Source organism: Siphonobacter aquaeclarae (assembly GCF_900103285.1).
GTDB lineage: Bacteria > Bacteroidota > Bacteroidia > Cytophagales > Spirosomataceae > Siphonobacter > Siphonobacter aquaeclarae.
In genome coordinates, this window is the sequence record NZ_FNGS01000003.1 from 1 (window position 1) to 21,543 (window position 21,543).

Genomic DNA, 21,543 nt, shown 5'->3' on the forward strand with positions numbered 1-21,543 from the left:
GTTCGCTACTCTTGTTAAAACTTCAAAGCCAAATTCCGCTTTTCCGTTTTCTTTTTTTGGTCTTTCTTTCAAACCGGGCTGCAAAGTTACTACTTCGAAAGCCGCTTGTCAAGAATTTTTGAAAGTTTTTTTTCGCCCTCGCCTCAACCCCACTCCCTTTTCCTTTCTTCCCTTAACCGGGTTGCAAAACTAGTCATTTTAACACCCCATTGTCAAGAAAAATTTTAAATTTATTTTTCCTAACTCCCTCTCCCTCAATTACTTACACCAGCTTACATTCCCTCTTCCCGTCGTTTGGGAGTGCAAAGATGCAGCTTTTTACCCCCTCTTGTCAACACTTCTACCAAACTATTTTTTCTTACTATCCACTCTAATCCCTTAACTCCTTACCCCTCAGGAGCTTATACCTCGAAAAAAAATGAGGCATAGATGCCTCATCATTTGTTGTCTGTCTGCCGTCTTTTTACATTCAAAACAGAATAATATTCGGTATTTTGGCCAAATACATTCTTATTTAGGCCCATATACTCCCGATGCAGCCCATATCTTCCAGCGAACTCATAAATACCACCGCATTATACTTTCCGACAGTATCTGGTAGATCCTCGCCAGATGCGGCTCGTCTTCCAGCAAAGAAAGGTGCCTGGACATCGTTCCCTGGTCCCCCCGGCGGGCCGGCCCCGTCTGCACATCAGCCGGATGATCCGCTTCCAATGCCTTCCGGAGCGTTTCCTTTATAATAGGCTTCAGCAAATCGAACTCGAGATTCTGCTGTTCCAATAGTTCTTTCGCTATCGCCCACAAGTGGTTCGGGAAGTTATTGGCAAACACAGCAGCCATGTGCAGTCGCAGCCTTTCCTCCGAATTCACCAGGTATACCTCCTCGCTGATCTGCCGCGCCAGGTCTATCAATTGCGATTCCGCTTCCTCGTCCTCCGCCTCAATACATAAAGGAACTCCCTTCCAGACCAGCTCTATCTTCCGGCTGATACTTTGCAGCGGATACAGCACGCCGGCCTTCACCGGTACATCGCTATATATAGTAAGGAGCTTCCGGAGATCATCCAGGGGTTTGGCCCCCGAAGTATGCACAAGCAGTGCCTCTTCCGGCAATACCAGGCGTGCAACTACTTCGTCGATCGCGTCGTCCGACAGCGTCAAGAAAAACAACTGTCCTTCACTTTCCGAAAAATCGAGCTGGTCGGTAGGCATCGCCCCGCTCAGTAATTCGGCCAGCTCATCGGCATGAATTTTCTTCCGGCTATATACTGCCAGAATCTCGTGCCCGGCATTTTCGCATTCCCGCGCGAGGTGATGCGCCACATTTCCCGCTCCCAGAAAGACGATTTTCATGTCGCGTTCCGTCAAAGGGCTATATACTTGCAGCCCGTGTTTCCGGCAATATACTTTATGCCGACAACAAGTTCTTCAGAGACAGGTAGGCGCGGCCGCTCTCCAGCGACTCCTTCGCCCGGGCCAGGGACTCTTCCAGGGAAATTTCCTGCGCTACATGCAATGCCACGGCAGCATTCGCCAGTACTACTTCTTTCTGGGCAGGTGTCCCTCTGTTTTCCAGGATCTGTACGAGGATATCGGCCGATTCCTGGAGGGAATTTCCTCCGGCCAGACTATCCGGCGACAATTTGGATAGCCCCATCTGGTCCGGGCTGAGCTGCCGGCTCTCTTTTCCATCAATCAGCAGAAAATCTCCCGTCAGCGATACCTCATCATATCCATCGTATGCATGCACAACCGCGAAGCGGACACCCGCCGATTTCAGTACCCCCGCATACAAATCCGCAATCTGGGTATTATACACGCCGGATAGCTGCGTCTTTACGTTCGCCGGGTTCATCAGCGGCCCGATCAGGTTAAAAAAGGTTTTGAAACCGAGCTCTTTCCGGATATTCCCCACGTGTTTCATGGCCGGGTGAAACAACGGCGCATGCAGGTAGCAGATATTACCGGCATCGAGCTGGCGGCGGAGTTTGTCGTAATCATCTGTAAACCGATATCCCAACTGCTCAATTACCGTTGACGAGCCTACCGGCGACGATACCCCGTGGTTTCCGTGCTTCGCTACGGCCTGCCCGGCGCCGGCGACGACAAATGCCGACGTCGTGGATATATTAAAGGTATGCTTGCCGTCGCCGCCCGTTCCGCACACATCCATCGGGCTGTAATCGGAGAAATCCACCGCCCGGCAAAGCTCCAGCATCGCCTGGCGAAAGCCGTTTACTTCTTCCACCGTCAGGCCTTTAATAGCGTATGAAGTCAGAAAAGCAGCGATTTGAGAAGGGTTTACTTCCCCGCGGCCGATCGCCAGCAGGGCCTGGTAGGCTTGTTCGGTCGAGAGGGTTTGCTGGCTCAGCAGCAACGACAGGTATTCTTTCATTTTTTTGGATCCAATAGTCAAAACGGGAAGTATGGCAGCGGTCGTTATTTCAACCAGTTGATCAGCATTTCCTTTCCGAACTGAGTGAGGTAGGCCTCCGGGTGGAATTGCACCCCGCGTACATCATACCGGGTATGCGCCTCGGCCATGACATATCCTTTTTCATCTACGGCGGTGACTTTCAACTCTGCCGGCATGGTTTCCGGCACTACCGTCCAGGAGTGATACCGGCATACTTCGATTTCGGATGGTAATCCCTGAAAAAGTTTTTCGGAAGTATCCTGAATCAGGCATTTGGTTGTCACGCCGTGGAGTACCTCTCCCATGTTCAGGAGTTTGGCGCCGAACGCCTCTCCGATGGCCTGATGCCCGAGGCATACGCCGAAAATGGACTTTGTCGGAGCATATTCCCGGATCACGTCCAGCATGATTCCGGCTTCTTCGGGAATACCGGGTCCGGGAGACAGCAGGATTTTATCGTATTGCGCGACGTCCTCCAGGGCGATCTTGTCGTTCCGGAACACCTCAACATCATGGCCCAGCTCCTTCAGCAGGTATACCAGGTTATAAACAAAGGAGTCGTAATTATCGAGAACTACTATTCTGGATTTCATGGTCATAATGGGGTTAAATCTCCTCTGCCATCTCCATGGCTTTTCTGAGAGCGGCCAGTTTGCTGTGAATTTCCTGCAGTTCGCTTTCGATATCCGATTTCGCAACTACACCCATTCCGGCCTGGTAAAACAGGGTATGGTTCTTGCTCAGGAACGTGCGGATAGCGATGGCGTGGTTGAAGTCGCCGTTGAAGTTCAAATGGCCGATCGCCCCTCCATAGATACTCCGGTTGGTCGTTTCGTACCGGTTGATGAGCGTCATCGCCATGTGTTTCGGCGCTCCGGAAAGCGTACCGGCAGGGAAGGTATCGGCTACGAGTTGCAGCGGATTTGTCCCGTTTGTCATCTTACCGACGACTTTCGATACCAGGTGAATAACATGGCTGTAATACTGCACTTCCTTGAACGTTTCCACCCGTACATAGTCGGAGCTGCGGCTGAGATCGTTCCGGGCGAGGTCTACGAGCATTACGTGCTCGGCTGATTCCTTCGGATCGGCCAGGAGTTCATGCGCAAGCTCGGCATCGCGGGTGTCGTCGCCCGTCCGGCGGAACGTCCCTGCGATCGGGTGAATTTCCACCATGCCGTTTTTGATGAAAATCTGCTTTTCGGGAGAGGAACCGAAGATATGGTAGGTACCGAAATCGAAGTAGAACAGGTAAGGGGAAGGATTGATGGAGCGAAGCGCCCGGTAGACCTGAAAGTCGTCTCCTTCGAAGTGGCGGGAGAACCGGCGGGAAGGTACAATCTGGAAGACATCGCCCCGGAGGCAGTGACCGATGCACTTCTGAATGACTTCGCGCATCTCGTCGTCGGTCCGGTTGGTTGCTTCTTCGCCTTCCAGCCTGAACTTCCCGGTGGATGTTTTCGGCGTCTGGATGATAAACTGAAGTTCATCCAGTCCTTTGGGCTCCGCATTTCCGTACTGGTGTTCGAACAGAAATACTTCGTTTTTGAAGTGGTTGAAGACGATGACGTAGCGGTAGACATAATACACCAGCTGCGGAATCGCCGATTCTTCGCTTTTGGACTGAATTTCAATGTCTTCGAAATACCCGACCGAATCGTAGGTCATGTGCCCGAACAAACCGCCTGTCGGAAACGGAAAAGACGAAGGCCCTTCTTCGAAACTGGCTGCGAAATCCCGCAGGGCTCCTACTGCGTCTTTTCGTTTGGCGAGTGGAAAGGTTTCGGTCGTTCCATCCGGAAATTTTTGGGTGACGACGCCTTCGTCCAGCACAAAACTCGCCACCGGGTCGCAGCCGATAAAACTTAGGCTGTTTTGCATGGCGTGGTAGTCGGCGCTCTCCAGCAGGACTGAATTCGGAAACTGCCGCCGCAACCGCTGGTACGCACTCACCGGTGTCAGCATGTCTGCCAGCAGCCGGTGGGAATAGGTTGTAATGGGAAAATGTTTCACGGTTTTTTGTTTAAAGGCTTCAGGCAGCAGGCCATAAGCGTTAATTTTTCTTTATAAAGCCGCCGGACAAATGCCGCTGCGCTTGCTTCTTCCCGGACTGCGTGGCGTCTGTTCAGCGCTTACTGCCTAAGGCTTAACGCAACAAAAAAGCGCCCGCTGTTCGGTTGAACAGCGGGCGCTTCGACTAAGTCTATTCAGACATTTCTCTTACGCATAACAAGGCTGCTCAACCGAAGATTCCGGTTGCCACCACCATGCTTGTGCGAAGGAAATGATCATTTTCGTGCGATTTTTACGGAGGCAAACTTATAAACAATTTCAGATTTAGGCTAAGACACCGGGATTTTTTTTGTGTTCCGGGCAATCCGGCCGACTTTTGATTCATGAAACAGGGTCTTTTTCCATTCCCGGTACGCTACGCCCTCCGGTCGCTTCTGCTGTTCGTTTCTGCCCTATGGGTTACTTCCTGTACGCACAAACCTGATCTTCAGGGATTTCCTGTCGATAAATGGCAGGCCGACAAGGGCGGTTGCCAGTCCGTTCGCATGGGCCTGCTACCGGAATTCAAGAAAATCCGGCATAACCTGAAGGGTACGTCGTCCAACGACTTCGTCGAGCTCTTCGGCCGGCCGGATATCAACGAAATCGCTGACCGGAACCAGGAGTTCTATGTCTATTTCCTCGAACCTGGCCCGCACTGCCAGGATATCACAAAAAAATCCGACGCGGCTTCTGTGGCTATCCGCTTTTCGTCGGTAGGGCTGGCGGCAGAAATTACGTTTCAGAAAGGCGTTCCGATCAAATAGGGTAGGAATCTGCCCATACAAGGCACAACCCGCACTTCTTCCTGAAAAAAGATATTCACAGCATAAAAAAACCCGCCGGGATCTGAGTCCCGGCGGGTTTTTTACTACTATAGAACCGATCAGGAACCGAGCGACCAGCCGGCGCGGTACTCGCGCTTGACAAACTGATTAGCCTCTTCGAAGTTCGTGATCTTCATGTTGGTACCATCCCAGAGGAGTTTCTTCCGGCCCGGGTAGGCGAATCCACGGCCATTGGCGTTCGGCACGCGGACGTTGTAGCTGCGGATAGCGAGGTTACCCATGAGAACCGTTTCGGTGAGCGGTCCGGAGTAGTCGAACGAAGACGTAAGTTTCTTATGTGCTTCGCTGCCAAAACCTTCCTTGCAGGCGCGAACCCAGGACGTCTGGTGGCCGCTTTCAGGCATTTTTTGCAGTTCGGTTTCCGTCCACTTCAGCTTTTCCAGTTCCTTTTCACTGACTTTTTTGTTGCCAAAGTACAGTTTCGGGGTATGTCCGTAGGTACCGCAGGTCATGATGCCTTTAGAGCCGATCATGATCACACCGTTGGCGCTGTCCGCGTCGCCCAGGGGCTCATCGGCCGGAATCAGTTCCGGGTGGAAGGCACGAATGCCGCCGTCCGACCAGGTCATGGTTACTTCCGACTTGTTTTTAGCCGTTTCCGGGAATTTCAGCTGTACGTAGCTAGACGGCGGGCAGCCTTCGGGGATGTATTCCGGGTTCCAGTCTTTCACAAAAACGGAACCTACTGAACATTCCACTTCCGTCGGATAACCCAAGCCGAGTACGCGGAACGGGGGATCGATGAGGTGGCAACCCATGTCGCCGAGCGCACCGGTACCGAAGTTCCACCAGCCCCGCCATTTGAAGGGGTGGTAGGCCGGGTTGTAATCCGTCCAGGCAGCAGGGCCGATAAACTGGTCCCAGGCTACTCCGTCGGGTACGTCAAATTTTCCACCGGGAACCGGAATACCTTGCGGCCATACCGGGCGGTTGGTCCAGACGTGCACCGTATGTACTTTCCCGATCAGACCGGCATTGAACCAGTTGACCATTTGCCAGCTGCCCACGCTGGAAGCGCCCTGGTTACCCATTTGCGAAACCACTTTATACTTGCGGGCCGCTTCGGTCATCGTACGGGCTTCAAAAATATCGTGTGCGAGTGGCTTCTGTACGTAAACGTGCTTGCCGGCCTGCATTGCCGCCATAGCAATGACAGCGTGCGTATTGTCAGGAGTGGAGATCGTAACGGCATCGATGTTCTTGCCTTCCTTATCCAGCATCTCCTTGTAATTCTGATACTTGCGGGCATTGGGGTAGCGTTTCACCGATTCGGCTGCTACTTTCCAGTCTACGTCACAAAGGGCTACGACATTTTCAGCACCGTTGTTATAGGCATTCCAGATATCGCTGGTGCCTTTGCCGCCGGCGCCGATAGCTGCCAGATTCAATTTATCAGAAGGAGCAACAAAACCTTTGCCCAGGACATGGCGCGGAACGATGTAGAAAGCCGCCGCAGACATAGCGCCCTTCTTGATAAAGTCGCGCCGGGAGGAGGCGGACGATTCTGGTTTTTCCATAGAATTTAGAGTATCAAATAGAGTAAGTAAAACGTTGGTTATGCAAACGCGACGCGCTCGAGCAGTTGTTTGGTCTTACGAATGCCCTCTTCTTCCGAAAGCTTGTCTCCTTCGTATTCGATCCCGATGTATCCTTTGAAACCGGATTTTTTGACGATTTCAAAAATGCGGCTGTAGTCTGTCTCGACGCAGTTGCCGCTCGCATCGAAATCATATGTTTTCGCAGAAACACCCTTGGCAAACGGCAACAATTCCTGCGTTCCCTTGTAGCGGTCGTACTCTTCTTCGCAGACTTTCCAGTCGCCGGGCTTCCGCTTGATGCAGAAGTTTCCGAAATCCGGCAGGGTTCCGCAGTTTTTGCGGTTGACTTCCTTCATGACGCTGGTCAGCCATTGCGCGTTGGAAGAATAGCCTCCGTGGTTTTCAACGATGACGTTGATACCGACCTTTCCGGCGAACTCGCTCAGGCGGCTCAGACCGTCAACAGCCTGCTTTTTCACTTCGTCAGCGGTACCTTGTCCGGCGGCGTTGACGCGGATGGTCTTGCAGCCTAGAAATTTTGCTGCTTCCACCCATTTATAGTGATTTTCAACGGCTTTGGTCCGCTTGGCTTCGTCCTTGTCGCCCAGCTCCCCTTCTCCGTCGCACATAATCAGGTGGTTTTTCACCCCGTTATCGTTGCAGCGCTGGAGGAGATCCTTGAGATATGCCGTGTCGTTGGCCTTGTCTTTGAAGAACTGGTTGACGTACTCGACCGTACTGATGCCGAAGTCCTTTTTGGCAATAACCGGGAAATCGAGGTTGGTAATTTTTTTCGCAAAGAGCGCCCGGTGGAGAGACCACTCTGCCAGGGAAATTTCGAAGGCAGGTTTTTTGGCCACTGCGCCGGCCAGCAGATCAGCAGCCGGCACAGACGTCGCCGCGAGCAGACCCAGGTTCCGGAGAAAGGAACGACGGTTTTGATGCATAAGTTGAAATGATTTAGAGCCAGTGGCTTTCCGGGTGGGAAAATAGGGAAGAAATCTCAAAAAAAAATACAATTACGACGAAACACGATCCAGCTTTCCGCACCTCCGGATAGCCCGCTTCTGCTCTTTCCGGACACCTGTTCCTTCATTCGGAAACTTTCTCCCCTTCCACGCCGAAATTCTCTTTATTTTTGAATCCGGGAACAACGGATAAGTGGATCATTTTCAGAATTTTACGCATTTTGAATACGCCGGGTTCCTACCCTATCTGTCCCCAAACAGCCGGAATATTCCCCAAAAGTTCCGGAAACTGTTTCCCTTTAATCTTGTTTGACGAATGAGCAGTACAGTCCCGACGCTGCCAGAACGGGCAACGAAATTCAAGAAAATGAAATCGTTTCAGATTCCCGATACATTCAGAAGTCCTGTCATCGGCGCCATCAAGGAATTCCGGCGGAAAGAAGACAAAATGAAGAAGGACTTCACGCCGACCGTCCTCGATTTCGGTCCGGTACGTTTACTGATCGCCCGGCATTTCGGGTTTTGCTATGGCGTCGAAAATGCCGTCGAAACCGCCTATCAGATCATCTCCGAATACAAGGGGCGTTCGATTTATCTCCTCAGCGAGATGATTCACAACCCCGAGGTAAATCAGGACCTGCAAAGCCAGGGGGTCCGGTTTATCATGGATACCTCCGGTAAACAGCTTATCCCCTGGGAAAACCTGAAGGCGGACGATGTCGTGATCATTCCGGCTTTCGGAACCACGCTGGAAATCCAGCAGAAGCTCGGAGAAATCGGTATCGAAACCCGGCAGTTTGATACGACCTGCCCCTTTGTGGAAAAGGTCTGGAAACGGGCGTCTTCCATCGGGCAAAGCGAGTATACTGTTGTTATTCACGGAAAACCGACGCACGAGGAAACCCGCGCGACCTTTTCCCACGCCCGGCAGAACGCGCCGACGGTCGTCGTAAAAGACCTGGCGGAAGCCCGGAAACTGGCCGACTATATCCGCGGCGACAAGCCCGCTGATACTTTCTATCAGGAATTCAAAGGGCAGTATTCGGAAGGATTTGATGTTTCCAGGCATTTACAGCGTATTGGCGTCGTCAACCAGACGACTATGCTGGCCTCTGATACGCAGGGCATTGCCGACTACCTCCGTCAGGTGATGATCGAGGTATTCGGTATTGAAGGACCGGACGTTACCGCCCATTTTGCCGATACCCGGGATACCCTGTGCTACGCCACGAACGATAACCAGACGGCTACCTATGGTTTACTGCAGGAGCAGGCAGATTTGTGCATTGTCGCCGGCGGATATAACTCCTCGAATACGTCTCACCTGGTAGAGCTTTGCGAAGCGAAACTTCCTACCTATTTCATCGCTAATGCCGATAAGCTACTCGACCGCCGTCTCATCCGGCATTATGATCTCCATGAAAAAGTCGAAAAAGTAACGGAAGGCTATCTTCCGGAAGAGGGGCCGGTTACGGTTATGCTGACCTGCGGCGCGTCGTGTCCGGATAAGGTTGTAGAAGATATTCTGTTGAGACTGTTGTCCTTTTTCCCCGGCAGCGCTCCGCTTGAGAGTGTGATGGAACAGATTAATGGATGATATATAAATGAAAGAAGGGCGGTCTCCAAAATCGGAGACCGCCCTTCTCTTTTTCTGTGCTTTCTGTGAGAAAAAGAAAATATGTTCTCACAGAAAGCACAGAATACACAGAAAATATGTCCTTTACTTGACCAAGAGACTTCCTTTGAGCTTGAGCTCAGTAAGTTTCCGTTTGGTATCGAGGGTAAAATCGCCCTGCATCATCCATTCATAGTAACTCGGCTCCCGCTTCAGTACTTCGAGTACAGGCTTGCCGGTGTGTTTTCCAAAGTTGAAAACGACGACACCGTCGTGGTTGAACTTCATACGTTGCGCGAAATCCACGAAGTTTCCTGTCGTAATTTCATGAAGCGCATCCATGTCGTTCTTAACAGGCGACCAGGCTTTGCCTTTGTCGTCCGTGATTTCCACACCGTCATACTTCTTCACCATCGCATCCAGGACTTCGAGGGTGGCAAGGGTATCCGCTTCGGCCGAGTGGGCGTCGATGAGCGTCTTTCCGCAATAGAAGCGGTAGGCGGCCCCCAGGTTACGGGGTTCCATGAGGTGGTAAATCCGCTGGGCATCAATGAGCCGGCGGTTACGGGTGTCGAATTCGATGCCGGCGCGTAAAAACTCTTCCACGAGCATCGGAACGTCGAATTTATTGGAATTAAACCCGGCCAGGTCGCAGCCTTCGAGAAACTGGGCGAGGGATTTGGCGACCTGCTTGAAGAGGGGTTTGTCGGCCACGTCGGCATCGTAGATTCCGTGAATCATACTCGATTCGATCGGAATAGGCATACCAGGGTGGATCCGTTCTGTCCGCACCTGAACCGAGCCGTCGGGAAATGCTTTTGCGATGGAAATTTCCACGATCCGATCACGGACCAGATTGATGCCTGTCGTTTCGAGATCGAAAAAAGCAAGCGGCTTGCGGAGATTGAGACTGTGTTGCACGATGATCCTGTTACTGTGTCTTCAAAAGTACATCAAAACGCCGGAAGTCAGGCCGCACCCGGCAAATGATGTGTACTGTTTCTCAGTACTTTTGTTAATTTTCCGTTAAATCACCCCGATATTTTTTCAGCCCGGGAAAAAGTAGTAGTTTTGTCTGGCAAATAATAATAGCACCGTTATTTGCCATGTTGGACTCCTCCAAGTTTCTCTTTGAAGCACTTACTTACGATGACGTGCTTCTGCTGCCCGCCTACTCCGAAGTTCTTCCCCGCGACACGCGCACTGAAACGTTCCTCACGAAAAACATCCGGCTGAATATTCCTCTGGTTTCTGCGGCTATGGATACCGTGACGGAATCGGAAATGGCCATTGCCATGGCACAGGAAGGCGGAATCGGTATTATCCACAAAAACATGTCGATCGAGCGCCAGGCCGAAGAAGTCCGGAAGGTAAAACGTTCGGAATCCGGCATGATCCTCGACCCCGTTACGCTGTCGGAAGGCGATACCCTCGCCGATGCACACCGGCTGATGCGGGAAAATAAAATCGGCGGTATTCCGGTCGTCGACTCTTCCAATAAGCTTATCGGTATTCTGACCAATCGCGACATCCGTTTCCAGACGAAGCTCAACCAGCCCGTTACGGAAATCATGACGAAAGATCGGCTTGTCACAGCCCGGGAAGGTATCGATCTCCTCGCTGCGGAGTCTGTTCTTCAGGAACACCGCATTGAAAAGCTCCCGATCGTCGATGACAATCACAAGCTTGTCGGCCTGATCACGTACAAGGATATTCTCAAGAAGAAAAATCACCCGAATGCCTGCAAAGACTCCCGCGGCCGCCTGCGTGTAGGCGCAGCCGTTGGCGTGACGCACGATCTCCTCGACCGCGTCGCGGCGCTCGTCAAGGCTGGCGTGGACGTTGTCAGCATCGATACCGCACACGGTCACTCCCTCGGCGTCATCAATGCCCTGAAATCGGTAAAGGCTTCTTTCCCGAATCTGGATGTAATCGTTGGTAACGTCGCAACCGGTGAAGGCGCCAAAGCCCTTGCCGATGCCGGTGCAGATGCCGTGAAAGTAGGTGTAGGCCCGGGTTCGATCTGTACCACCCGCGTCATCGCCGGCGTTGGAATGCCCCAGCTCTCTGCTGTGTACGAAGCTGCGAAGGCCGTTGCAGGAACAGGCGTTCCCATTATTGCCGACGGTGGTATCCGGTATTCCGGAGACATCGTGAAGGCTATCGCGGGCGGCGCCAGCTCCATCATGATGGGTTCGCTGCTCGCCGGTACGGACGAAGCGCCGGGTGAAATCATCATCGCCGAAGGCCGCCGGTTCAAGAGCTACCGCGGGATGGGTTCTGTGGAAGCAATGGAAGAAGGTTCGAAAGACCGCTACTTCCAGGATGCGGAAGATGACATCAAGAAGCTCGTTCCGGAAGGCATTGTCGGACGTATCTCCTACAAAGGCCGCGTGAGCGATATCCTGTATCAGATGGTCGGTGGATTGAAAGCCGGTATGGGCTACTGCGGCTCAGCCAACATCGACGCCCTGCAACAAGCCAAGTTTGTGAAGATCACCGCTGCCGGTGTCCGCGAAAGCCACCCGCATGATGTGGTTATTTCGAAGGAAGCGCCGAACTACAGCGTGAAATAAATCGGTTTACAGTTTTCGGTTTACAGTTTTCGGTTGCGAAACCCCAACTGAAAACTGTAAACCGAAAACTGTAGACTGTAAACCGATTCCCTACTTTTTCCGGAAGAACATCGTAATCGGCACGCCTTCGAAGCCGAAATGCGCCCGGAATTTCTTTTCCAGGTACCGCTCGTAGTTGTCCTTGATGTACTGCGGGTAATTGCAGAAAAGGACGAACGTCGGGCTTGGCGTCGGCAGTTGCGTCAGGTACTTGATCTTCACGTATTTACCGTTGATGGATGGCGGCGGGAAGGCCTCGATCTCCGGCAGAATCGCTTCGTTGAGCTGAGACGTCGGAACCCGGCGGGACCGCTCCTCGTATACTTCAGCAATCTTCTCGATTACCTTATAAATACGGGTCTTTTCCAGTACGGACGTAAAGATGATGGGCATATAGTCCATCGGCGCCAGGCGTTGGTAGAGTTCCTTTTCCATCGTCGGCAGGGTCTTCGAGTCTTTCTCAATAAGGTCCCACTTATTGACCATCAGTACGATGCCTTTCTTGGCCCGGTCAGCCATTCCGATGATGTTGAGGTCCTGCGCTTCCAGTCCCCGCTCCGCGTCGAGAATAATAACGGCCACGTCGCATTCCTCCAGTGCCCGCATCGAGCGCAGGGTGGAATAGAATTCGATGTTGTCGTTGACGCGCGCTTTCCGGCGCATACCGGCAGTATCGGTAATGATAAAATCTTTTCCGTAAAGCGTGTAACGCGTGTGGATCGCATCGCGGGTGGTACCGGCAATATCGGTCACGATACTGCGCTCAGTGCCGAGCAATGCGTTGAGGAAGGAAGACTTACCGACGTTCGGCCGGCCGAGTATCGCAATGCGGGGAATGCCTTCTTCCGGATTTTCTTCACCGGTATCGGGGAAGTTGGCAACGACGGCGTCAAGAAGATCACCGGTATTGTTTCCGTTTTCAGCTGAAATGGGATACGGATCACCAAGGCCCAGTTCATAGAATTCCATGGCAGCGTAGCTCTTTTCCGTCGTATCGGCCTTGTTGGCTACGAGAATGACGGGTTTTTTCGAGCGACGGAGTACATCGGCGAAATCCTTGTCGAGGTCGGTCATTCCCGTGATACAGTCGACCACGAAGAGCACCACGCCGGCCTCTTCCATCGCGATCTGAACCTGCTCGCGGATAGCTTCCTCAAAAATATCTTCGGAACCGACGACATATCCTCCCGTATCAATAACGGTAAAGAACTTGCCGGTCCATTCGGCATACCCATAGTGCCGGTCCCGGGTTACCCCCGAGACGTTGTCCATGATGGCCTTCTTCTGCTCAATAAGCCGGTTGAATAATGTGGACTTACCAACATTAGGGCGTCCGACAATGGCAACAATATTTGACATAAAACACGGAGGCCTTCCAGTCAGAGGCCTCATTTAGAGATGATCAGCAGAACACTGTGTCTGCCCGGTAAAAAAACTACTCCTGGATATAGCCGAATTCCCGGAGTTTATTGGCTTTGCTGCGCCAGTCGGATTCGACCCGCACATATGTTTCAAGGTGAATCTGCTTTCCGAAGAAGGCTTCCATTTCCTTCCGTGATTCTATTCCCACTTTTTTGATCGAGGCGCCCTTGTGACCGAGCAGGATGGCCCGCTGGCTGGTACGCTCGACGTAAATTTCGGCCAGAATCCGGATGATGTCATCGGTTTCCTTGAAAGAAGTGATCACAACTTCCGAACTATAGGGAATTTCCTTTTTGTAATTGAGGAAGATTTTCTCCCGGATGATCTCGGCGGCGAAAAAACGCTCGGGCCGGTCGGTCAGGGAATCCTTGTCAAAAAACGGCGGATGGAAAGGAATGGCCTTGAAAATGAGGGAGAAGATCTCCTCAAGGCCCGACTTGTGCAACGCCGAGATAGGCAGAATGGTTTGCGTGGCAAAACGGTTCCGCCAATAGGCGATTTTCTCTTCCACCTGCTCCTGGGTAGCCAGGTCTACTTTATTGATCAGGAGAATGACCGGGATGTCTTCGATCCGGGTAAGCTTTTCGATGACGTCGTCTTCGTCGTACTTCTCGAAGATATCGGTCACAAAGAGAATCACGTCCGCATCCTGGAGCGAGCCTTTGACGAAGTTCATCATCGACTCATGGAGCTGATACTGGGGCTTGATGATCCCCGGGGTATCGGAATACACGAGTTGGAACGGAATATCGTCATGGACACCGTTGACGATTCCCATGATACGATGGCGGGTAGTCTGGGCTTTGGAAGTAATAATGGAAAGCCGCTCCCCAACCAGGGCGTTCATCAACGTCGATTTTCCCACATTCGGCTTGCCGATAATGCTGACATAGCCGGTTTTATGCTGCTCCATGACTTTTTACTGATTTTTTATCGGGACGATTTTACTGTAAATCAATACATTAGCACAAATCCTCCTCTCAGTCCCTCAATTTTTTTCACAAAGGTATTGATTTCGCTCGATAGTGCCCTATATTTGCAGTCCCAAACAACACCGCGGGATGGAGCAGTAGGCAGCTCGTTGGGCTCATAACCCAAAGGTCGCAGGTTCGAGTCCTGCTCCCGCTACTAAAGGCCGGTCGAACGAGAGCGGCCTTTTTCTTAGGGTTCCGTAGTACAACGGATAGTATGTGAGCCTCCGGAGCTCAAGATACAGGTTCGATTCCTGTCGGAACCACGGAAAAAGAAAAGCCTCAGATGGACGTCTGAGGCTTTTTTGTTTTTTATTCGCCAAAAAGCGATAAATACGACTCGAAAGCGAATACCCGGTTTCTTGCAAATCCGGTCATTTCTTTCAGAATACCCATCTTCTCAAAATCAGAGACCAGATCGCCGGCGGCTTTCGCACTTAGCGAGCATATTCCCCTGACATCCTTAATATGGACAATGGGATGGTTAAACAATGCTTTTAACAACGCCTGGGCCGCGGGTGTCTTTCGTCCCAATTGCTGTCGGATACGTGTCTCAAGTTCTTCCTTGAGTTGCAGAATCTTCACCAGGGTGTCGCACGCCTGTCTGCTCGTTTTCTCAACACCAACGAGGAAGTATTTCAACCAATGTATCAGATCATTTTGATCCCGGACCTTCGTGAGGTTATCGTAATAGAGAATCTTATTCTCTTCAAAAAACGAAGAAAGATAAAGCAGCGGCTTATTCAAATAATCCGTTGAGATCAGGTATAACGTTATTAACAAACGTCCTATACGCCCATTTCCATCGAGAAAAGGATGGATTGTCTCAAACTGATAGTGTGCTATTCCAATTCGTATCAGGGCTGGTACTTCTATGTCTTCGTTATGAAGAAAATTTTCAAGATCTCCCATCAACTCATGCACATACGCGTGACTTGGGGGGATAAATGCGGCGTCGGTAAGGGACGCCCCCCCGATCCAGTTTTGGCTGGATCGCAATTCTCCCGGAAGCCTGTGTTGCCCACGAACGCCTTGCAATAGAATTTTGTGTGCCTGCCGAAGTAACCGGGTGGATACAGGCAGCTTCTCCAATGCCGCCAAAGCCGCATTCATTGCATTGGAATAGTTTCTGACCTCATACCAGTCGTCGCGGCGTTCAGGGTCTATATCTTCCTCCTGCATGAGGGCTTCTTCCACATTCGTGCGGGTCCCCTCTATTCTGCTGGAAACAACCGCCTCTTTTGTGACATGCAGCTGGATAAAGAGATCGATATTGGGGACCAGACGAGCATACGAGTTAAGCTGGCCAACTTGAATGGACGCTTTTTCGAGCAATGTGTTCAATCCGGCGTCAGACCAGGACCATTGCCGGTTCACTTTCTCCGGTACGAAGAAAGAGTACCCCGCCCCTCTCTCCCTCCTGCCGGAAACGAATTCTTCTATTTTCAACGGCTCTTCCATATGCTGGTTTTAGATGAAAGTAAAATAAGAGAATCCATATTTTACTTTACCACCCAAAACTAAAATAAAGGTTTCTGTATTTTAGTTTATTCCTAAAAAATAAAATAAGAGAATCTATATTTTACTTTCTCAACCCATCCTCTTTCGCTCTCCCAACATAAAAAACGGCACATTCCTGCGCCGTATCTTTCTAAAAATTCATCGACTCTCTCCAACGGAGTAACTATACGTCGTTTTCTTTAGCCGCGTTTTTTGCTGCTGCCTCCGCCTCTTTCCGTCGCCTGCGGGCCACAAGTACAGCGATCAATAGTATAAAAAACGCTCCTGACCCGCCATGCGGTGCATAATGCGCCACCGGATGATGCGGTGTGGCAGATGTCAGAAAACCGGCAATCATCAAAAGCACGGCAAATACGGTCAGAAGGGTGAATACCAGAGGCTTGCGTTTCATGTTGTACGTCGTTGACATGGCAAACCTAGCGGGTATACGTCAGTCACAAACTCCGTTCCGGATAGTGGGTTGAATACCTCTTTGAGCGGATCAAATTCGATCCTGGTCTTTTTTTGTCTGTGTATTCTGTGAAGTCTGTGAGAACATACTTTTCCTTTTTTCTCACAGACTTCACAGAATACACAGACAAAAAAAGCTGTCCCATTTTCATGAGACAGCCTTATTTCAACCCAAACCAACCTTCCTACTTCAGAAACGGCATCTTCACGACTACCGCCTTCAGGTATTTATTCCGGATGTTGATATAGATTTCGGTACCGGTCTTCGCGTATTCCATTTGGATATAGCCCATTCCGATTCCCTTGTTCAGGCTCGGAGACTGGGTTCCGGAAGTGACTTCGCCGATGATATGCCCGGCCGCGTTCATGATTTCGTAGTGCTGACGCGGAATACCCCGGTCAATCATCTCAAAACCAACCAGCTTCCGTACCACACCGTTTTCTTTCAATCCTTTGTGAAACGCGCTGTAGGTGAAGTCTTTCGTGAATTTGGTAATCCAGCCCAGTCCGGCTTCGATCGGCGATGTAGAATCGTCGATATCGTTTCCGTACAGGCAGTATCCCATCTCTGTACGCAGCGTGTCGCGCGCGCCCAGGCCAGTCGGCTGAATGCCAAACTCGGCACCGGCTTCCATAATTGCGTTCCAGATATGCACAGCGTGCTCGTTGGGCACATATATCTCTACCCCTCCGGCGCCGGTATAGCCGGTCGTCGCCACGAGGATATTGTCGACTCCGGCAACCGTGCCTTCCGTAAATTCATAGTACTTCAGGTCTCCCAGCTTCAGATCCGTCAGTTTTTGTACCGTTGCGACACCTTTCGGTCCCTGAACAGCAAAAAGACACAACTGATCCGACAGGTTTTCCATCTCCACGCCTTCGGTATTGTGTTGCTGAATCCAGTTCCAGTCTTTTTCAATGTTGGAAGCATTGACGACGACGAAATAGTCCGTCGCACTCCGGCGGTAAATCAGCAAATCGTCCACGATACCGCCACGGTCGTTCGGCAGGCAGGAGTACTGCACTTTGCCATCTACCAGGACCGCTACGTCGTTAGAAGTAACCCGCTGAAGGAGATCCAGCGCTTTTTCTCCCCGGACGACGAATTCGCCCATGTGGGATACATCGAAAATACCCACCGCATTCCGCACCGCGAGGTGTTCCTGAATGAGCCCGGCATAGGAAACAGGCATTTCAAATCCGGCAAAGGGAACCATTTTAGCTCCCAGGGAAACGTGAACGTCGTGAAGAGGGAGGCGACGAAGTGTATCTGTCATGAAAGATGGAAATAATAGACAGGCAAAAATAGCGGAAATTGCCCTTCCGGCCTGCATGGGAAGAGCACTTGCGGGAAACTTCCCTCAGGCAACGACAACAGAGGACGCCTCCCAGAGGCTGGATGTCAGCCATTCTGCCTTGGAAGGGGTCTCTTCCTGCGCGATCCGGATCGTCCGGACGCCGGCTTTATGCCCTGCCTGTACGTCCCGTTCCCGGTCGCCGATCATCCACGATTGAGCCGGGTCGATCGCATACTTGGCCATTGCCTTCTCCAGCATCAGCGAATCCGGCTTCCGGAGCAGGGAATTGCTCGTATAATCCGGGTGATGCGGGCAGAAATACAGATCGTCAAGCAGGTTTCCACATTTTTCCTGCAGAAACTCGTGGCATTTGACGACGTCTTCCTTCTTATATAATCCCTTGGCAATACCTGCCTGATTCGTAATGACAATCAGCATGTAGCCGGCTTCTTTCATCTGCCGGAGGGCTTCGACGGTGCCTTCAGGAATAATCAGGTCCTCGGTACGAAACAGGTATCCTTCGGTATCCTGATTCAGTACACCATCACGGTCGAGAAAAACACATTTTTTCATGGCGCTCGGGGTCACGCTGGCAAAAGTTTCCAGGTTTTGGTTGTTCAGGCAAAAAATAGAATTATGTAAATATAAATTTGTATAATTATTCGAAAGATAAGGAGTGATTCGAATAATTTTCCATTTCGGGCGAAAAAAGCCCGCAGATAAAAGGCTTTAAGGGCTACAAGCAGTATGCTATAAGCTGGAAAGAACCTGCTATACGCACGCGGCACCTCGCTTAACGCTTAAAGCTTATTGCCTACCGCCCACAAAAAAACCTGCCAGCAGTAACTACGCTGGCAGGCTCTCCGGTATTGTACCGGTTATCCGATCTAACGGAACAGCGGACGATCCGTGAAGGGAATCCGGCTGAGCATCAGGAGCAAAGCGATTCCGAAAAAAATCAGCGCCGACTTATGCCGGGCCACGTCTACCGTTCCTTTTTTGGCTTTGCTGTAACCAATGTGTACCAGGGCAATGGCGATGATCATCATCACCGCATGCTCTACGGCGAAGTACCGGATACCGGCTTCCTTCATCGGGTTTACACCTTCCATTGAGAAGGCTGCGATGCCAAGCGGACTGGTCACGAAGTACATAATCAGTCCTACGAGCAACTGGATATCGCAGGAGATCATGAAGAACAGCCCTACTTTGCGATCACCGTCGGTATACGGCTTCTGACCGGTTACGCCGGCAGCGGCTTTGGCGATGGCTACGATGGCGAGAATCAGGACAACCCAGCGGAGCCAGGAGTGGATCGACAGTAAAACAGTTTCCATGTCGTTTGCTACGTTTATTCGTTTGAGTGGGGAGCCGGCGGTCCGGAATCCGGCGGCAAACAAACAGCCAAACCGCCAGATCACCAAACTGTCCGGCACATTTTGCCCCGCTTCTCCGGTGTTCCGGGAGTTTACTATTTCCCGTTCCAGAAGACGCTCAGGCCGTCTTTTCCGGCTGCAACGATCTCCGGTAGTTTGTCTCCGTTGAGGTCTACAATCTCCATGGCAATGCCCGTTCCTTTCGACTGGCCAGCCGGTCCGAAGATGATCGTATGCTTGTCAAAACCGGTACCGTTCCACGTGAAGTAAAACATACCATAGTCATCTTTTGCACCTGCATCATTATCATTATGAGCCCGGTAGCGCTTGCCGGTGACGAGCTCCGGCTTGCCGTCTCCCGTAATATCCCGCCAATGCATTTCATGGTACTGGGAGTTTTTGTCGTCAATTAGTTTCTTTTCCCAGGTACGCTGGCCGTTTGCGTCCGACTGCTTATACCAGAAGAGACCATAGTCATGCGCCGCGCCGACGATGAGGTCGTTTTTCCCGTCTTTATCAACGTCTGTCACCAAAATCGGGACGCTGGCCTGACCCAGTTTGAAATCTTCGTGAAACACCCATTTCTGGGCAAAGGGCTTCTCCGGCGCTTCCAGCCAGCCGTCGGCCAGAATGAAATCACCGCGGCCGTCCCCGTTTACGTCTCCGAAACCAAGACCATGCCCCTGTTTTTCCAGCAGTTGAAACTTGGTGAAACTTCCGTCTTTGTTGAGGCGGTACATTTTAAACGGCCGGCCGGGATTATTCGGAACGATCTCGGGCGTACCATCCCCGTCTACATCCCAGGCGCGGGTCGTTTCGACATTTCCGCAGGCATCGATGACATGTTCGGGCCATTCGGCGCCGAGTTTACCGGTGTTTTCTTTCCAGATCAGCGTTCCGCCGAACCAGCCGCCGGTGACGAAATCCATGCGCCCGTCTCCGTTCACATCCATCGGTATCGTCGAAAAATCATCGTAGTACTCCCCTTCTGCCCGGACCTTTCCGATGAAAAACTTCTTTTTGAAGGAAGGCCCTTCGTACCACCATTCGCCGGATACGAGATCCGGAACCTTGTCGCCGTTGACGTCGAACACGCCGACCGCCTCAAAGCGCTCTTCCGAAACTTTCTGCTGTTTGAAGGGGCGGTCTTTGACAAGCGGGGCGATCGCCGCTGCCAGAACCAACCAGAGACCTGTTTTCATTGTCGATCAGTTAATTTCCAGGGCGTCGCGGGCGGGCAGAGCCGGGAAGGGTGTATGTGGTTCGGTTTGATACCAAAAAATAGTTCCTGCAACATCGGAGCTTTGCGGGAGATACCGCCCGCCGCTCTTCCAGCCGAGGTCCTGAATGGTGACTTTCAGGTCTTTTTCGAAACGGACCGGATCGAGCAAATGCCAGCGGTACAGTCCGAAACGTTGCTGGGATTTGTAGGTACCATCCGGGCGAAGTACCTGCGGAAGGCCGGCATACGGCGTTGAAAATTCCGTATACTTTCCGTTGCGGTCAAAGTTGTAGCTCCCGCAGAAATAGTCTTCCGTGCCGGTACCGGCAATCGTCGGATATTCCTTGTCTCCATCCATAAAAAACTTGATTTCTCCTTCGCCCCACCAACCATTATTATGCACACCCCAGGCAAGGTAGGTTCCGACGTACTGGCCTTTTCCTTTGATTCCGTCGATGAGCGTAATCGGCTGATTGACCGGATGGCCGTTGGCTCTCCGGAATTGAGCGTGGAAGTAGGCTGCGTCGTCAGGTACTTCTGTCAGGGTGTAGTCCACCTGGTAGTAGAGCCGCATTTCCCGGTCGTCGAGGTTTTCCATGGTGATGCGGCATTTTTTGCGGAAGGGCATCGGCCAGTAGCAATTGAAGGCACTGCCCGGGTTGACGCAAACCGCCAGGGAGTTAAGCGGCGCATATTCGCCCCATCCCATGCCGAAAAAATCTCCGACGGGTACTTCAACCGACGGCGTCTTTTCATCATCCCAGTAAAAACGAAGAATACTGAAACGCCAGTTGCCGGTAGGCGTCATCCAGATATGCTGAATCTGCCCGGAGCCGGAGATTTCAGCAAGGGTAAATACCTGCTTGGGCTTGATAATGACGAAAGGGTTGACCTTCCATCCTTTGCCCAGGTCCCGGGCCTCGCGCCGGGCATTGGCCTGATTGGCACGGGTATCGGAGGTATCGGCCATGCCGCCTTTGCCGCGCTCTCCGGTGAAGTTTTCCGGGCTGATGGAGCGGGTTTGCGCATTTGACAGGCGATAAAGGTTGCTCAGGCCAACGTCAAGCCCGTTCCAGGGCTTGTTCTGGGCGAAAAGCGTGGTACAGGAAAGCAATAGCAGTACCGGTGCTAAACGGAGGTTCATGCAGGATAGATTTAAGAGGTTCTGAAGGGAAATTTCGTCATTCCCCTGAAAAATCATACGTCCCGGATAAAAAAGCCCCGACAACCG

At 51.7% G+C, this 21,543-nt stretch carries 20 protein-coding genes and 2 tRNA genes; 6 read left to right on the top strand and 16 right to left on the bottom strand.

Annotated elements, in window-relative coordinates:
- On the top strand, positions 1–193 hold a 193-nt coding region (locus tag BLR09_RS25670; RefSeq protein ID WP_218126628.1), incomplete at its 5' end, for a hypothetical protein.
- A gap of 365 nt (positions 194–558) precedes the next feature.
- On the opposite strand, the gene BLR09_RS07205 is transcribed toward BLR09_RS25670, so the two are convergent.
- The 4 genes from BLR09_RS07205 to BLR09_RS07220 are packed head-to-tail and all read right to left on the bottom strand — an operon-like array spanning position 559 to position 4,381.
- Positions 559–1,353 (bottom strand): Rossmann-like and DUF2520 domain-containing protein, encoded by a 795-nt coding sequence (locus BLR09_RS07205; RefSeq protein WP_093199754.1) that lies wholly within the window; start codon positions 1,351–1,353, stop codon positions 559–561.
- A 55-nt stretch (positions 1,354–1,408) separates the two neighbouring features.
- Positions 1,409–2,395, bottom strand: coding sequence for an anthranilate phosphoribosyltransferase (gene trpD / locus BLR09_RS07210; RefSeq protein ID WP_093199757.1), 987 nt, complete (start codon positions 2,393–2,395; stop codon positions 1,409–1,411).
- 44 nt (positions 2,396–2,439) lie between these two features.
- Positions 2,440–3,009 (bottom strand): anthranilate synthase component II, encoded by a 570-nt coding sequence (locus tag BLR09_RS07215; RefSeq protein ID WP_093201347.1) that lies wholly within the window; start codon positions 3,007–3,009, stop codon positions 2,440–2,442.
- A gap of 13 nt (positions 3,010–3,022) precedes the next feature.
- Complete coding sequence (locus tag BLR09_RS07220; protein ID WP_093199759.1) at positions 3,023–4,381, bottom strand: anthranilate synthase component I family protein; 1,359 nt, start codon at positions 4,379–4,381, stop codon at positions 3,023–3,025.
- A gap of 431 nt (positions 4,382–4,812) precedes the next feature.
- Between BLR09_RS07220 and BLR09_RS07225 the strand changes: the two genes are divergently transcribed.
- The gene (locus tag BLR09_RS07225) at positions 4,813–5,235 is read left to right on the top strand and encodes a hypothetical protein (RefSeq protein WP_093199762.1); all 423 of its coding nucleotides are present in this window, start codon (positions 4,813–4,815) and stop codon (positions 5,233–5,235) included.
- A 119-nt stretch (positions 5,236–5,354) separates the two neighbouring features.
- Here BLR09_RS07225 and BLR09_RS07230 read toward each other — a convergent pair whose 3' ends face one another.
- A complete protein-coding gene (locus BLR09_RS07230) occupies positions 5,355–6,833 on the bottom strand; it encodes a Gfo/Idh/MocA family protein (RefSeq protein ID WP_093199765.1) in 1,479 nt (492 codons plus the stop codon).
- 38 nt (positions 6,834–6,871) lie between these two features.
- Positions 6,872–7,801, bottom strand: a complete 930-nt coding sequence (locus BLR09_RS07235) for a sugar phosphate isomerase/epimerase family protein (RefSeq protein ID WP_093199769.1) — start codon at positions 7,799–7,801, stop codon at positions 6,872–6,874.
- Between the two features lie 388 nt (positions 7,802–8,189).
- On the opposite strand from BLR09_RS07235, the gene BLR09_RS07240 reads away from it, so the two are divergent.
- On the top strand, positions 8,190–9,419 hold the full coding sequence (locus BLR09_RS07240) for a 4-hydroxy-3-methylbut-2-enyl diphosphate reductase (RefSeq protein WP_093201349.1): 1,230 nt from the start codon (positions 8,190–8,192) through the stop codon (positions 9,417–9,419).
- Positions 9,420–9,542: 123 nt separating this feature from the next.
- Here BLR09_RS07240 and BLR09_RS07245 read toward each other — a convergent pair whose 3' ends face one another.
- On the bottom strand, positions 9,543–10,358 hold the full coding sequence (locus BLR09_RS07245; RefSeq protein WP_093199772.1) for a 3'-5' exonuclease: 816 nt from the start codon (positions 10,356–10,358) through the stop codon (positions 9,543–9,545).
- Between the two features lie 185 nt (positions 10,359–10,543).
- On the opposite strand from BLR09_RS07245, the gene guaB reads away from it, so the two are divergent.
- Complete coding sequence (guaB, locus tag BLR09_RS07250; RefSeq protein WP_093199775.1) at positions 10,544–12,013, top strand: IMP dehydrogenase; 1,470 nt, start codon at positions 10,544–10,546, stop codon at positions 12,011–12,013.
- A gap of 90 nt (positions 12,014–12,103) precedes the next feature.
- Here the strand turns inward: guaB and der are convergent, their stop codons facing one another.
- Together der and era are read right to left on the bottom strand one after the other, a co-directional pair.
- Positions 12,104–13,411 carry a ribosome biogenesis GTPase Der gene (gene der, locus BLR09_RS07255; RefSeq protein WP_093199778.1) on the bottom strand — a complete coding sequence of 436 codons (1,308 nt, stop codon included), beginning with the start codon at positions 13,409–13,411 and terminating at the stop codon, positions 12,104–12,106.
- Between the two features lie 76 nt (positions 13,412–13,487).
- Positions 13,488–14,387: a GTPase Era gene (gene era / locus BLR09_RS07260; RefSeq protein ID WP_093199782.1), complete on the bottom strand. Its 900-nt coding sequence runs from the start codon at positions 14,385–14,387 to the stop codon at positions 13,488–13,490.
- 142 nt (positions 14,388–14,529) lie between these two features.
- Between era and BLR09_RS07265 the strand changes: the two genes are divergently transcribed.
- A tRNA-Met gene (locus BLR09_RS07265) sits at positions 14,530–14,602 on the top strand.
- Between the two features lie 37 nt (positions 14,603–14,639).
- A tRNA-Arg gene (locus BLR09_RS07270) sits at positions 14,640–14,711 on the top strand.
- A 46-nt stretch (positions 14,712–14,757) separates the two neighbouring features.
- Here the strand turns inward: BLR09_RS07270 and BLR09_RS07275 are convergent.
- The 7 genes from BLR09_RS07275 to BLR09_RS07305 form a co-directional block, all read right to left on the bottom strand.
- The gene (locus BLR09_RS07275; protein ID WP_093199785.1) at positions 14,758–15,906 is read right to left on the bottom strand and encodes a Fic family protein; all 1,149 of its coding nucleotides are present in this window, start codon (positions 15,904–15,906) and stop codon (positions 14,758–14,760) included.
- Positions 15,907–16,129: 223 nt separating this feature from the next.
- Positions 16,130–16,357, bottom strand: coding sequence for a GlyGly-CTERM sorting domain-containing protein (locus tag BLR09_RS07280; RefSeq protein ID WP_176785484.1), 228 nt, complete (start codon positions 16,355–16,357; stop codon positions 16,130–16,132).
- A gap of 244 nt (positions 16,358–16,601) precedes the next feature.
- Positions 16,602–17,693 (bottom strand): glycine cleavage system aminomethyltransferase GcvT, encoded by a 1,092-nt coding sequence (gcvT, locus tag BLR09_RS07285; protein WP_093199790.1) that lies wholly within the window; start codon positions 17,691–17,693, stop codon positions 16,602–16,604.
- An 84-nt stretch (positions 17,694–17,777) separates the two neighbouring features.
- Entirely contained in the window at positions 17,778–18,287 is a 510-nt protein-coding gene (locus BLR09_RS07290) for a D-glycero-alpha-D-manno-heptose-1,7-bisphosphate 7-phosphatase (protein WP_093199792.1), read from the bottom strand.
- A gap of 314 nt (positions 18,288–18,601) precedes the next feature.
- The gene (locus tag BLR09_RS07295) at positions 18,602–19,051 is read right to left on the bottom strand and encodes a hypothetical protein (RefSeq protein ID WP_143011049.1); all 450 of its coding nucleotides are present in this window, start codon (positions 19,049–19,051) and stop codon (positions 18,602–18,604) included.
- Positions 19,052–19,185: 134 nt separating this feature from the next.
- Positions 19,186–20,292, bottom strand: coding sequence for an FG-GAP repeat domain-containing protein (locus BLR09_RS07300; RefSeq protein WP_093199797.1), 1,107 nt, complete (start codon positions 20,290–20,292; stop codon positions 19,186–19,188).
- 6 nt (positions 20,293–20,298) lie between these two features.
- Entirely contained in the window at positions 20,299–21,456 is a 1,158-nt protein-coding gene (locus tag BLR09_RS07305; protein ID WP_093201352.1) for a glycoside hydrolase family 172 protein, read from the bottom strand.
- Between the last annotated feature and the right edge of the window lie 87 nt (positions 21,457–21,543).